This window comes from Flavobacterium lacus (assembly GCF_003268815.1).
Classification (GTDB): domain Bacteria; phylum Bacteroidota; class Bacteroidia; order Flavobacteriales; family Flavobacteriaceae; genus Flavobacterium; species Flavobacterium lacus.
This window is the reverse complement of sequence record NZ_QLSV01000009.1, coordinates 91324-103490: the sequence shown is the minus strand read 5'-3', so window position 1 is coordinate 103490 and position 12167 is coordinate 91324. Positions and strand designations below refer to the sequence as shown.

15 protein-coding genes are annotated in these 12167 nt (G+C 32.4%); 10 read left to right on the top strand and 5 right to left on the bottom strand.

Annotation, left to right across the window (positions count from 1 at the left end):
* The first annotated feature begins 12 nt into the window (after positions 1-12).
* Both B0I10_RS10305 and B0I10_RS10300 read left to right on the top strand, forming a co-directional pair.
* Complete coding sequence (locus tag B0I10_RS10305) at positions 13-885, top strand: cyanophycinase (RefSeq protein ID WP_112086433.1); 873 nt, start codon at positions 13-15, stop codon at positions 883-885.
* A gap of 93 nt (positions 886-978) precedes the next feature.
* Positions 979-1827, top strand: coding sequence for an isoaspartyl peptidase/L-asparaginase (locus tag B0I10_RS10300; RefSeq protein ID WP_112086432.1), 849 nt, complete (start codon positions 979-981; stop codon positions 1825-1827).
* A 161-nt stretch (positions 1828-1988) separates the two neighbouring features.
* On the opposite strand, the gene B0I10_RS10295 is transcribed toward B0I10_RS10300, so the two are convergent.
* The 3 genes from B0I10_RS10295 to B0I10_RS10285 are packed head-to-tail and all read right to left on the bottom strand — an operon-like array spanning position 1989 to position 4890.
* Positions 1989-2600, bottom strand: coding sequence for a response regulator (locus B0I10_RS10295; RefSeq protein WP_112086431.1), 612 nt, complete (start codon positions 2598-2600; stop codon positions 1989-1991).
* Positions 2597-4399 (bottom strand): ATP-binding protein, encoded by a 1803-nt coding sequence (locus tag B0I10_RS10290; RefSeq protein WP_112086430.1) that lies wholly within the window; start codon positions 4397-4399, stop codon positions 2597-2599. The genes B0I10_RS10295 and B0I10_RS10290 overlap by 4 nt, the downstream gene beginning before the upstream one ends.
* Positions 4399-4890 carry a hypothetical protein gene (locus B0I10_RS10285; RefSeq protein WP_112086429.1) on the bottom strand — a complete coding sequence of 164 codons (492 nt, stop codon included), beginning with the start codon at positions 4888-4890 and terminating at the stop codon, positions 4399-4401. Before B0I10_RS10285 ends, B0I10_RS10290 begins: the two co-directional genes overlap by 1 nt.
* A gap of 369 nt (positions 4891-5259) precedes the next feature.
* Between B0I10_RS10285 and B0I10_RS10275 the strand changes: the two genes are divergently transcribed.
* On the top strand, positions 5260-5643 hold the full coding sequence (locus tag B0I10_RS10275; RefSeq protein WP_112086427.1) for a pyrophosphohydrolase domain-containing protein: 384 nt from the start codon (positions 5260-5262) through the stop codon (positions 5641-5643).
* A gap of 43 nt (positions 5644-5686) precedes the next feature.
* Here the strand turns inward: B0I10_RS10275 and B0I10_RS10270 are convergent, their stop codons facing one another.
* Positions 5687-6754, bottom strand: coding sequence for a branched-chain amino acid aminotransferase (locus tag B0I10_RS10270; protein ID WP_112086426.1), 1068 nt, complete (start codon positions 6752-6754; stop codon positions 5687-5689).
* Between the two features lie 300 nt (positions 6755-7054).
* Between B0I10_RS10270 and B0I10_RS10265 the strand changes: the two genes are divergently transcribed.
* From B0I10_RS10265 to B0I10_RS10240, 6 genes are all read left to right on the top strand, one after another.
* Positions 7055-7549, top strand: coding sequence for a DUF4920 domain-containing protein (locus B0I10_RS10265; RefSeq protein WP_112086425.1), 495 nt, complete (start codon positions 7055-7057; stop codon positions 7547-7549).
* Positions 7549-8001: a hypothetical protein gene (locus B0I10_RS10260; protein ID WP_112086424.1), complete on the top strand. Its 453-nt coding sequence runs from the start codon at positions 7549-7551 to the stop codon at positions 7999-8001. The genes B0I10_RS10265 and B0I10_RS10260 overlap by 1 nt, the downstream gene beginning before the upstream one ends.
* A 5-nt stretch (positions 8002-8006) precedes the next feature.
* Positions 8007-8666: a tRNA (5-methylaminomethyl-2-thiouridine)(34)-methyltransferase MnmD gene (gene mnmD, locus B0I10_RS10255; protein WP_112086423.1), complete on the top strand. Its 660-nt coding sequence runs from the start codon at positions 8007-8009 to the stop codon at positions 8664-8666.
* A 64-nt stretch (positions 8667-8730) separates the two neighbouring features.
* Positions 8731-9471, top strand: a complete 741-nt coding sequence (locus B0I10_RS10250; protein WP_112086422.1) for a hypothetical protein — start codon at positions 8731-8733, stop codon at positions 9469-9471.
* A 17-nt stretch (positions 9472-9488) separates the two neighbouring features.
* Entirely contained in the window at positions 9489-10280 is a 792-nt protein-coding gene (locus tag B0I10_RS10245; protein ID WP_394336191.1) for a TIGR00266 family protein, read from the top strand.
* A 102-nt stretch (positions 10281-10382) separates the two neighbouring features.
* Positions 10383-10580 carry a hypothetical protein gene (locus B0I10_RS10240; RefSeq protein ID WP_112086420.1) on the top strand — a complete coding sequence of 66 codons (198 nt, stop codon included), beginning with the start codon at positions 10383-10385 and terminating at the stop codon, positions 10578-10580.
* Positions 10581-10613: 33 nt separating this feature from the next.
* Here the strand turns inward: B0I10_RS10240 and B0I10_RS10235 are convergent, their stop codons facing one another.
* The gene (locus B0I10_RS10235) at positions 10614-11558 is read right to left on the bottom strand and encodes a LysR substrate-binding domain-containing protein (RefSeq protein WP_112086419.1); all 945 of its coding nucleotides are present in this window, start codon (positions 11556-11558) and stop codon (positions 10614-10616) included.
* 106 nt (positions 11559-11664) lie between these two features.
* On the opposite strand from B0I10_RS10235, the gene B0I10_RS10230 reads away from it, so the two are divergent.
* Entirely contained in the window at positions 11665-12144 is a 480-nt protein-coding gene (locus B0I10_RS10230; RefSeq protein WP_112086418.1) for a Dps family protein, read from the top strand.
* The last annotated feature ends 23 nt before the right edge of the window (positions 12145-12167 follow it).

The window sequence follows — 12167 nt, the reverse complement described above, 5'->3', positions numbered from 1 at the left end:
TATTTTTGCTGCATGAATACCAAAGGAAAATTAATTATTATAGGAGGAGCTGTTGATAAAGGCAGTTTTACTGAAGCGAGTTTTGATAAAGATGTTTCAAAAAATATGAATTTTTTTGAAAAAGGAATCATTAAACGAATCATCGAAGAATCAAAACACAAAGAAAATTCACGGATTGAAGTTATTACTACCGCATCAAAAATCCCAAGAGAAGTTGGTCCTGAATATGTTAAAGCGTTTCAATATTTGAATGCTTCCAATGTAGACGTGCTGCATATTGAAAGGAGAGAACAAGCAAGTGATGAAGAGGTTTTGAATCGGATAAAAGCTGCTGATGTTGTCATGTTTACCGGCGGTGATCAACTTCGATTATCTTCTATTTTAGGAGGTTCTAAGCTGCATGACATCATTTTGGATAAATATAAAAACGAACATTTTATTTATGCCGGAACTTCTGCAGGAGCCGCCGCTGCATCTAACAATATGATTTATCAGGGAAGCAGCCACGAAGCTCTTTTGAAAGGTGAAGTTAAAATAACCAGTGGTTTGGGCTTAATTGATGATGTAATTATCGATACACATTTTGTGCAACGTGGCCGAATTGGTCGTTTGTTTCAAGCGGTTGTTGGAAATCCAAAAGTGTTAGGAATTGGTTTAGGAGAAGATACCGGACTTTTAATAACTCATAATACCAAAATGGAAGCGATTGGTTCCGGATTAGTTATTTTAGTTGATGGTCGTGAGATTAAAGACACCAATTTAACGCAAGTGGAACTCGGTCAACCTATTTCAATCAATCATTTGGTTACTCACGTTTTGAGTATTCACGATACTTTTGATTTGAGTACTTTTAAGATGCATATTCATTCTTCACAATACATTTAATAGTAAATTTTTAAATAGTTTTGGAACACAGATTTGAGAAATTTTTATAATTTGTATAATTTCTTCAATCTGTGTTCTTTTTAATTTTCAATTATGTCTAAAATAATAATTCACGGAGGATTTTTCTCAGAATCATCAACCAATCTCGAAACCAAAATCGCTAAGCAAAAAGCATTAATTCTGATTGTAAGAGATTCTTATGACTATTTACAAACACATTCTGCTTTAGAAACCGTTGTTTATGCCGTTTCGTTGTTGGAAGATGACGAGTTGTTTAATGCAGGAATTGGTTCACAAATTCAAAGTGATGGAAAAATTAGAATGAGTGCCGCTTTGATGGATGGATCGTCGATGAAAATGAGCGGTGTAATTAATATTGAAGAAGTAAAAAATCCAATTCAAGTGGCTGAAGTTTTGATGAATGTGGATGATCGCATATTGGGTGGAAGTGGAGCTACAAACTTTGCCAGAAGGCACGGTTTTGAGTCTTTTTCAACTGAAATCCCACAACGAAAAGCAGAATATGAAGCCAAATTGAAATCTACAGGAACCGGAACTGTTGGTTGTGTGGCATTAGATGCAAATGGAAAAATTGCAGTTGCGACTTCAACCGGTGGAAAAGGTTTTGAAATTCCGGGAAGAATATCTGATTCTGCCACCGTAGCCGGAAATTATGCCAACGAATTCTGTGGTGTAAGTCTAACCGGTGTTGGCGAAGATATTGTGAGTGGAGCAGTGGCAACCAAAATTGTTACACGTGTAACTGACGGTTTTTCTCTCGAAGCTGCTTTTGAGAAAACCTTCAATGAACTCAAACCTTTTGATGGTTTTGCGGGAGCAATTGCAATTGATAAAAACGGAAACATTTTTCATCAAGATTCTCATCCAAGCATGGTTTTTGCCAGTTTTGATGGGGAAAAGGAGGAAGTTTTCGGAGCTTAAAAAAAATAAAAAATACCTACTTCTAGGGATGTTTTGGTATTAGTGTATTAACTAACTTTGCTTTAGTTAATTTGTTAATTATTAGCCATAACCGTGTTAGTAGTTTTTGGAAATTTAGAAGAAAGTCCTTGTAGTGGGGACTTTCTTTGTTTTTAAATCTATCAAAAATCATATTTACGTTCAACGGCAAACCGAATTAAGTCTGTTTTTCCGTGAATGTTTATTTTTTTGATGATATTTTTACGGTGAGTGTCAACAGTTGTTTTTCCAATAAATAAAATATCGGCAATTTCTTGTGATGTTTTACCTTCACCAATGAGTTGTAAGATTTCTTTTTCTCGTTTACTCAAAATTATTTCTTCTTTGGTATTCGAATCGTGTGTTGTAATTGCATCATCAAAAAAAGATTCGCCTTTTGCCACAGTTCTAATGGCGTCTAATACTTTTTTTAACGAGGAATTTTTCAGTATATATCCCTTTGCACCCGCAGTTTTCATTTGACTAATAGCTTCAGTTTGTTCAAACATGCTAAAACCAATTACTTTGGTTTCGGGAAAATTTTCCATGATGGATTTGGTAGCACAAATTCCGTCACATTTGGGCATTCGTATGTCGGTTAAAACAATATCCGGTCTTTTTTTACGCACTATTTCGATTAACTCTTCCCCATCATTTGCTTCTCCAACTACTTCAATGTCTGGCTCATATTGAATCATGAGTTTGATTCCGTCAATAAGAGCTTGATGGTCTTCTGCAATAACAATTCGTATCATAATGGAATATCGATTATAATAGTTGTTCCTTTATCTTTGATGGAATCAATAGAAAAAGTTCCGCCCATTTGTTCTACTTTTTTTTCTATGTTTTTAAGGCCCATACCGTCACTCGATTTCATTGCTTTCGGATCAAAACCAATACCGTTGTCTTCAATGATTAAGTTAATATCTGTTCCGTTGTGTTGTGTTAAATAGATATTTACTTCACTCGCTTTGGCGTGTTTAATAATGTTGGTACATAATTCTTGAATCATTCTAAAAAGACTAACTTCTAACTTATTATCTAATCTGTCTTTTAATCCGAAAGGGATAACATTCATCTCCATGAGGTTTAAAATACTCATTTTATCTGCCATTTTTTTAACGGCAGGAACCAATCCTTCGTTACCAATGATTCCGGAATTTTTCAAATGAGCCATGTCACGCACTTTTTGATAGGCTTCTTCAATTAAATCATCCGTTTTTTCGTAGAGTTTATTTTCTTCATCTATTAATCCTTCTTTTTGACGTTTTAGGTTTTGGAAGTTCAATTTCAAGGTGGCCAACATGCTTCCTAAATTGTCATGAAGTTCATTGGCCATTTTAATTCGTTCATGTTCCTGACTTTCCAACATTAAATCAATGTTTTGAAGCTCGTGTTCTTTTAACGTTGTAGCTAACTTTTGTTTTTCCAGTAGTTTTTCTTGTTCCGCAATTAGTTGTTTCTTTTTTGCGTTTTTAACCGTTAATAATGAAATTACTATAATAGAAATCAGCACGCCAATTAATACAAAAAGCACTAAAAGATTGATTTTTCGTTTACTTTCCAATAAACTATTTTTATTTTTTAAATCTTTGTTTTCGAGGTCTTTTTCTTTTGTCTCATAGAAAATCTGTAGTTCGGATACTTTAATATCCTGCATTTCTGCGTTTATTTTATTTTGTAAGGTTGTATGTTCAAAAAGATGGTTGTAGGCATTTTCATAATCATTCAACGCTTCAAAATTGAACGATAAAAATTTATGAATAAGACATTTTGTATTGTCTTTATATTCGGTTAGTTCAATTTCGTTCGCTTTATTTAATAATTTTATTGCTTCCTGATATTCACCTTTATAATAATAGGCAGCGGCTATGTTTATATAATTTGTACAAATTTCATCCAAATCATTTTTTTGAATGGATATCTCTAAATTTTTATTAAAGTAAAATAATGCTGAATCAGGTTTATTTAATTTTTCACTATATAATACGCCAAGGTTGTTATTTATTGTGGTGAAAGTTTTTTCATTAAAAGCTTTTTTGTTGTGGTCAAAAGCTTTTTTAAAATATTTTTTGCTTTCTTCTGGGTTTTCCTCAATCAATGTGGATGCCCAACTGCTATATCCCTTGGCAAGTAAATCATCTTTTTCAGTTTCTTTTGCAAAAACTATATATTCTTGAATAATCCTTTTTGCTTTTTTGAAATTATGTTTTTGCGTGGTAAATAAGTAAGCAATGTCTAATGTAATTCCCATTGCTTCCTCTTTATTGCCGGCTTCTAAGTATTTTAATTTTGATTTTGTTAGGTATTCAAAGGATTTATCTTCTTGATTGTTTTTGCTGTAGGCGGATGCTATATATTTATAAACTTTTGCTAATTCTTCTTTATTTTTTATCGATTGAAAAGGAGTTAGATACTTAATAACAGAATAATTCCTACCTTCTGTTATCAATTTATCTACTTTAGCATAGTCGGGAGTTTGTGAAAATACAAACCCACTTATTATTAAAAAAATAATAAGTGGGAATATTCTATAAGATTCATTTTGCTTCATTATTTTATTATAATGCTCATTCCTAATCTTCTAGGTCTCAGTGTTAGATTATTATAAGGTAAATCAATGGTCTGATTTCCTGATGATATAACTTTCTCATAGATATTCTCGACATTTGCAAATAGAAGTTCCGCATCTTTTAGCACTTCTTTACTGCTATCATCATGAAGAAGTAGAAATAATGTATCATCCATATTTAAATCAAAATCAGTACTTCCCAAAAATCTACTTTGGATTAATTTATCTACATCTAAAGTCATTTTATGAACGTTATTTTGACTGTTCAATAAATTTCCAGGATCATTTCTTAATTTTAAATGGCTAAATATAACATTGTACTTTTTATCAAAAATTGTAATTTTTGATAAATTAAAATTGTAGTTGAATTCATAAGGGTTCTCCTCTCTTTGAATTGGTAAGTATATCTCCAATTTTATTAAACGATTTTCGACGTCTATCTCACCAGTTGCAGTATAAGTTAAATCTTCCATAATGTATAGTTTTAAAGTTGAAGTCAAAAGTCGAAAGTAATTTACAAAAAAAAATCCCTACAAATAGGGATTTTTAAATTTTGATTATTTTTTTAAATATATTTTGATGAGAAACAACAATAGTATGAAGAAAATAAAGCCCAACAGCACTTTAAAACTTCCTTTATAATGCAGTTTATGAAGCGATAAATCCTTTCGATACACATAAATCATCACCGCACTAAAGCATACTACAAAGAAACCTGCAAAGACCCATTGACCGGTTGAAAACATAGTTTTAATTTTTCAACAAAAATAGTTAATTGTTTTTGAATAGCTCCTTCAAATCACATTCAAAAAACAGTTATTTTTAGCAAAAAAAAAGAAAGTATGCAAAAACAAATTTTAGCCGTCAAAGAGTTTCATGCGGCATTCGGATTGGATTTTAAGGAAGAACCAACCATACATTTAGGCGAAAATAAAAATTTACTTCGTTTTAATTTGATGAAAGAAGAAAACGAAGAATACCTCGAAGCAGCCATGAATAATGACATTATTGAGGTTGCCGATGCGTTGGGCGACATGCTTTATATTTTATGCGGAACAATCATCGAACACGGTTTGCAACATAAAATTGAAGAAGTTTTCAACGAAATCCAACGCAGTAACATGAGCAAACTAGGCGAAAATGGAAAGCCAATTTACCGCGAAGACGGAAAAGTTTTAAAAGGTCCCAATTACTTCAAACCTAATTTTGAGGCTATTCTAAAATAAAAAATCAGTTGTCGGTTTCCATCAACAGATAACCGACAACCCACTAAACCTTTACCGTCCAACCAAACGTATCGTCCGCTAGTTTGTATTGAATGTTAGTCAGTTTTTCTTTCAATTGCGATGCATACGAATTTTCTAACTTTGGTAATTCGTAATAATTGTCTTGGTATGAAAATCCTACAATCGGATTTACAACTGCGGCTGTGCCGGCTCCAAAAATTTCTTTGAGTGAACCATCTTTTGCGGCTTCAATTAATTCGGTTACTAAAACGGAACGAATCTCAACATTGATTCCGTCACGTTTAGCTATATCAATTAAACTTTTTCGGGTAACACCATCTAAAATTCGTTCACCGGTAGGTGCTGTATATAAGGTATCGTTAATTCTAAAGAAAACATTCATAGTCCCAGCTTCTTCCAATTTGGTATGCGTGGCATCATCTGTCCAAATAATTTGCTGAAAACCTCTTTCGTTAGCCAATTTTGTTGGATAAAACTGTGCCGAATAATTACCGGCAGCTTTCGCCGCACCAATTCCGCCATTAGCAGCACGACTGTAATGTTCGGCAATAATTACTTTCACTTCACCCGAATAATAGGAGCGAGCAGGCGAAAGAATAATCATAAAGCGGTATTGAGTTGAAGGTTGCGCAATTACACCCGAACCAATCGCGATCATAAAAGGTCTAATATATAAGGTGTTCCCTTTTCCTTTTTTCACCCATTCGCGTTCTAAATCTAAAATCGCTTTTAATCCGCCAATAAAAATATCTTCGGTTACTTCCGGCATGGCCAAACGTTTGGCAGAGTGGTTAAAACGCTTAAAATTTTCATCAGGTCTAAACATCCAAACATCATCTTTTTCATCTTTATACGCTTTCATTCCTTCAAAAATAGCTTGACCATAATGAAAAACTTTGGCAGAAGGATCAATCATAAAAGGTTCATACGGTTTGATAACCGGTTTTTGCCAAGCACCATCTTTAAAATCGCACATCAACATGTGATCGGTGAAAATATTTCCAAAAGTGAGATTTTCAAAATCCACACTGCTGATTTTTGACGTTGACGCTTTAACTATATCGATTTCGTTAATAAGATTTGAACTCATTTAAATATGATTTTAATATAAAAAGTTTAATTAAATAATTGATAAACAGCGTTTTACGATTTTAAATGATGAAAATGTAAAAAGTGGTTTATGATTTGGCTAAAATATAAAAAAAACAGTAATTTTTTGAATGTTTTATAAAAACATCACAAAAATGAACTACTTTTTTACATTTCTTTAAATTGAATATAAATTATTGAGAATTTTGCATTTTGAACTAAAAATTATTAGAAATTTAATCTCATAAGAATTAAACTAACTATTTTTGTATTTCAATTTTTAAATGAAAAACATACTATAATGAAAAAAACAATTTTAGTAGCTATTGCCGTTTTTTCGATGATTGCTTGTAAAAAAGAAGAAGTAAAGGAAGTTGCAGAAGTAAAAACTGAAAATTTCAAAACGTTTGGCGATTCAATTTCGGCAGATGGAGTGATTTCGAGAGAAGATTTATTAGCCAAATATGAAACCTTAAAAGAAGGTGATACCATTGAAGTTAAATTCCGCTCAGACATAAAAGATGTTTGTCAAAAGAAAGGTTGTTGGATGAACATGAGTTTAAACGAAGATAAAAATGCGTTTGTTCGTTTTAAAGATTATGGATTTTTTATGCCATTAAATGCTGCAGGAAGTGAAGCAATCGTAAACGGAAAAGCTTTCATATCTGTTGAAACGGTGGATGAATTAAAACATTATGCAAAAGATGCCGGTAAATCACAAGCAGCCATCGACTCGATTACAGAGCCAAAAGTATCCTACTCATTTTTATCAAATGGCGTTTTAATTAAAGAGTAATGAAAAAAATTTTGATTTTTGGATGTATGATTTCGTTCTTCATCAGTTGTCAGAAAAAGGCAGAATCGAATGATGAAAAAGTAGATTCAACCGCTACCACTGAGAAAAAATCGTTTGAAATGTATGAGCTTTCCGAAATGGCAATGCTCATGGAACAAATGTATGTTGATAATCAACGGTTAAAAGAACGTATTGAAAAAGGTGAACCGGTGGGCGAGTTCCCATCTCATTTTGGAAAAATTCATGGTGCCATAATGACCGATCCATCCGAAAACGATCAATTTTTTAGAGATAATGCCAATCTATTTTTACGAGCACAAGAGATGATTTATAAAGATCCCGAAAATGCAAAAGAACATTATTCTAATGCAATTCAGGCCTGTATTTCATGTCATGAAGTGAAATGTTCCGGGCCAATTACTAGAATTAAAAAATTGCAACTCAAACCATAATTACGTTGAAAAGAGAAATTATTATCACTTCGGATGGTTCCACTTCCATTCAATTACCTGAGTGGGATGAAAGTTATCATTCGAAACACGGAGCCATTCAAGAAGCTCAACACGTATTCATCAAAAACGGATTGTCACTTTGCAAAGGGCAATCCGTTTCTGTATTAGAGATTGGTTTCGGCACAGGTTTGAATGCGTTTATCACTTTTTTAGAAAGTCAAAAAACGAATCAAAACATTGCGTATGTTGGCATAGAAGGTTTTCCTATTTCTGCTGACGAAGTTTTGCAAATGAATTATGTTAATCAGTTGAATGCTTATCAATTTGAATCAGAATTTAAAACAATGCATACTTCAGATTGGGAGAAGAATGTAACAATTTCTCATACCTTTCGACTAACAAAACGAAAACAACTATTCAACGATATCAACGATAAAAATCAATTTAACATCATCTATTTTGATGCTTTCGGCTATCGTGTTCAACCGGAATTATGGAGTGTAGAAATTTTTACTAAGATGTTTGAAGCTTTGAAAGAAGGTGGAATTTTAGTCACTTATGCTTGCCGCGGGCCAATTAAAAATGCAATGAAGGAAGCAGGCTTCAAAATAGAAAAATTAGCAGGACCACCGGGGAAAAGGGAAATGTTGAGAGGTTGGAAGTAGGGAAGGTTGTCTGTTGTCAGTTGTCAGTTGTCAGTTGTCTGGTAAGTTTTATCAATGTTAGGATATGAAAAGTATAATTTGCTCATTAGTTTTTGTCTTATTTTATTCTTGTCAACCTAAGTATATTGATAGTGATATTGCCGAATTTGAGAAAGAATTAGGTGAGAAAAATGTTGCTACAATCAATTTACTTTTGGAGGATTTTGAGCAAAATTATTTGAAATTTCATTACAAAAATCAAAGTCTTGATTCAGCATATAATAATTTTTTAGTGGATATAAAAAAAGGAAATTCATTAAAACAGTATCCAAATCATAAAAAAATGTATTCTGTTTTTTCTAACAGTGATTTATTTTCAGAAATCTATCTAAAACCTGATTCTGTTTGGATAGCTAGAGATAAACACAGTGATATAGAAGATGATAAAGTAGTGATGAAAGTAAATTGTGATAAAGAATATCCTAAATTAATAAAACGATATAAAAGTTTCAATCACTCTGGTCAAGTAGAATATGATTTTGAAATTGAAAACCATTGTACAGGACTTACTGATTTTGAAAAGTTTACTGAGGAAGAAATTATTTCGAAAGGTTTAAATCATTACCAATTTAATTCTTTAGGAAAATACAATATAGCTTTGTTTAATATACAAAAAAGAGGTGCGGTTTTTAAAAATTTTCAAAGAATTAAAGAAAGTGCAGGTTTTCTTGATTGTAGCAATGTAGCCTCTGGATTACTTTATGACAAAGCTGATTTAACAGATTATTTTATTAAAAGAATTATTTTATTGGAAATGATTTATTAAAATTTAAAATTATAAACATGTATAAAGTCACAGATTACACCATTTACGGTGAAGAAATGCAATATGTTGAAATCAATTTAAGTCCTTCAGAATCGGTTGTAGCGGAAGCCGGCGGATTTATGATGATGGAAGATGGCATCCGAATGAAAACCATTTTTGGAGACGGAAGCGATGCAGGCGGAATTATGGACAAACTATTTTCCGCCGGAAAAAGATTGCTTACAGGCGAAAGTTTGTTTATGACTTTATTCGAAAATAATTATCCCAACCAACGCAAGATTTCATTTGCTTCGCCTTATCCGGGAAAGATTTTACCAATTGATTTGAATTCAGTGGGCGGAAAATTCATTTGTCAAAAAGATGCTTTTTTGTGTGCCAATCAAGGTGTGAAAATCGGCATTGAATTTTCCAGAAAGTTAGGTCGCGGTTTGTTTGGTGGCGAAGGTTTTATCATGCAAAAATTAGAAGGCAGCGGAATGGCTTTTGTTCATGCCGGCGGAACCATGGCAAAAATTGATTTGAAACCCGGCGAAATGATTAAAGTAGATACCGGTTGTGTGGTTGGCTTTACACAAACTGTGGATTACGATGTTCAACTTGTAGGAGGAATACGAAATACAATTTTTGGTGGAGAAGGATTATTTTTTGCCACTTTAAAAGGTCCCGGAACTGTCTATGTTCAGTCGTTGCCTTTTAGTCGATTAGCAGGCAGAATATGGGCAGCAGCTCCTCAAGGTGGTGGAAAACAAAAAGGAGAAGGAAGTCTTTTAGGTGGTTTAGGAAATCTTTTAGACGGTGATAACCGTTAAACTTTAGCCAATTGACGTGTTAAAAAAACAGGATGTATTTTAAAATTTATTAAATTTACTCAGCGTTCTTTTTAAAACCAAACCTACATAAAAAACGAAAATATGACAAGACCGATGTTTGCTTACACTAAGAAAATCTTAGAAAGCGTAAGTTTTGATCCTAAACTTTTTAGTAAAGAACTTGTAAAAGCAATGAAACAATTGTTGCCTTATGAAATAGAACAACTAAAAGATTGGTTGTTGAACTTTACAAAAGAAAAACCAGAGCTAAAGAATTGTTTAATTCATGTTAATCTATAAAACTAAAGGAGCCTAAACAGCTCCTTTTTTATTTTATTTCTTTTGTATTGGACTGATTATCTGAATATCCTGAAAGGCAATTGCTCCACGAACAACGCCGCTTATCACATTGCGTAGGGCATCAATAATGTGAATTTTTAATTCATTTTTCGGGTAAATTAAACTCACCTCACGTGCCGGCTTTGGATCTTTAAATTGTCTGAGTTTAGCTTTGTCTTTTTCTTTTAAATCCAAGGTGTGCAAATAGGGAAGAAGTGTGGTGCCTAAACCTTCATCGGCTAATTTAATTAAGGTTTCAAAACTTCCACTTTCAATATGAAAATTAAATTTATCGGAGTTTCCGGGATTGTTTTTACATAAATTCAAAATTCCGTCTCTAAAACAATGTCCGTCTTGAAGCAATAAAATTTCATCTAAATTCAAATCAGCAACCTCAATTTCCTTTTTATCAAAAATGGCATGACTTTCAGGAATATAAGCCACAAAGGGTTCATAAAACAAAACCACTTCTTTAATTTTTTCTTCTTCCAATGGAGTAGCGGCAATGGCTGCATCTAAATGTCCATTTTTTAATTTAACAATAATTTCATCGGTGTTTAATTCTTCAATGATTAAATTGACTTTCGGATATTTTTTGATGAAATTACTCAAAAACATCGGCAAGAGAGTAGGCATAATGGTTGGGATAATTCCCAACCTGAATTCGCCACCAATAAATCCTTTTTGTTGATCTACAATGTCTTGAATTCGATTAGCTTCGTTAACAATGTTTTTAGATTGATTCACTATTTTCTGACCAATTTCTGTCATTTGAATTGGTTTTTTAGTTCGATCAAATATTTGTATGCCAAGCTCCTCCTCAATTTTTTGAATTTGCATACTTAAAGTTGGTTGCGTTACAAAACATTTTTCAGCCGCCAGGGTAAAATTCTTGTGTTCAGCTACAGCTAACACATAATGTAGTTGTGTAATTGTCATTTTGATAATTAAATATGATGCAAAGATAAAAACTATCAATTTTACTGATACTATATAACCCTCTTTTTTTTGTATATTTATACAAATAAATTTAAAATAAAATATTATGAAAACGAATAGTTTAGGTTTAGACGTCAAGAAAACAGAGATATTAGCAGCTGAGTTAAATATTTTATTGGCAAATTTCCAAGTATATTATCAAAATTTACGGGGGCTACATTGGAATATCCGTGGGAAAAGATTCTTTGATCTTCATGTTAAATTTGAGGAATTGTATAACGATAGTCAATTGAAAATTGATTTAATTGCGGAACGAATTCTTACCTTAGGCGGAAGACCATTGCATACTTTTGACGATTACATAAAAAACAATAAATTATTTGTGGGAAAAGATATTTCCAACGATGAAGAAGCAGTTGGTTTGATAGTCAATTCGTTAGCCCAATTATTAAAGATTGAAAGAGTAATTTTAAAACAGTCTGATGAAGCATTAGACGAAGGAACTAACTCTATGATGAGCGACTTTATTAAAGAGCAAGAAAAAACGATTTGGATGATGAAGGCTTGGTTAGAAGAAGAAATATAGTTAAATTTATTTTAAATTATAAG

Bases quoted from the DNA above. Each gene is read 5' to 3' on its own strand.
- B0I10_RS10305 (WP_112086433.1), top strand. From the start codon at position 13: ATGAATACCAAAGGAAAATTAATTATTATAGGAGGAGCTGTTGATAAA.
- B0I10_RS10300 (WP_112086432.1), top strand. From the start codon at position 979: ATGTCTAAAATAATAATTCACGGAGGATTTTTCTCAGAATCATCAACC.
- B0I10_RS10295 (WP_112086431.1), bottom strand. From the start codon at position 2,600: ATGATACGAATTGTTATTGCAGAAGACCATCAAGCTCTTATTGACGGA.
- B0I10_RS10290 (WP_112086430.1), bottom strand. From the start codon at position 4,399: ATGAAGCAAAATGAATCTTATAGAATATTCCCACTTATTATTTTTTTA.
- B0I10_RS10285 (WP_112086429.1), bottom strand. From the start codon at position 4,890: ATGGAAGATTTAACTTATACTGCAACTGGTGAGATAGACGTCGAAAAT.
- B0I10_RS10275 (WP_112086427.1), top strand. From the start codon at position 5,260: ATGCAAAAACAAATTTTAGCCGTCAAAGAGTTTCATGCGGCATTCGGA.
- B0I10_RS10270 (WP_112086426.1), bottom strand. From the start codon at position 6,754: ATGAGTTCAAATCTTATTAACGAAATCGATATAGTTAAAGCGTCAACG.
- B0I10_RS10265 (WP_112086425.1), top strand. From the start codon at position 7,055: ATGAAAAAAACAATTTTAGTAGCTATTGCCGTTTTTTCGATGATTGCT.
- B0I10_RS10260 (WP_112086424.1), top strand. From the start codon at position 7,549: ATGAAAAAAATTTTGATTTTTGGATGTATGATTTCGTTCTTCATCAGT.
- B0I10_RS10250 (WP_112086422.1), top strand. From the start codon at position 8,731: ATGAAAAGTATAATTTGCTCATTAGTTTTTGTCTTATTTTATTCTTGT.
- B0I10_RS10245 (WP_394336191.1), top strand. From the start codon at position 9,489: ATGTATAAAGTCACAGATTACACCATTTACGGTGAAGAAATGCAATAT.
- B0I10_RS10240 (WP_112086420.1), top strand. From the start codon at position 10,383: ATGACAAGACCGATGTTTGCTTACACTAAGAAAATCTTAGAAAGCGTA.
- B0I10_RS10235 (WP_112086419.1), bottom strand. From the start codon at position 11,558: ATGACAATTACACAACTACATTATGTGTTAGCTGTAGCTGAACACAAG.
- B0I10_RS10230 (WP_112086418.1), top strand. From the start codon at position 11,665: ATGAAAACGAATAGTTTAGGTTTAGACGTCAAGAAAACAGAGATATTA.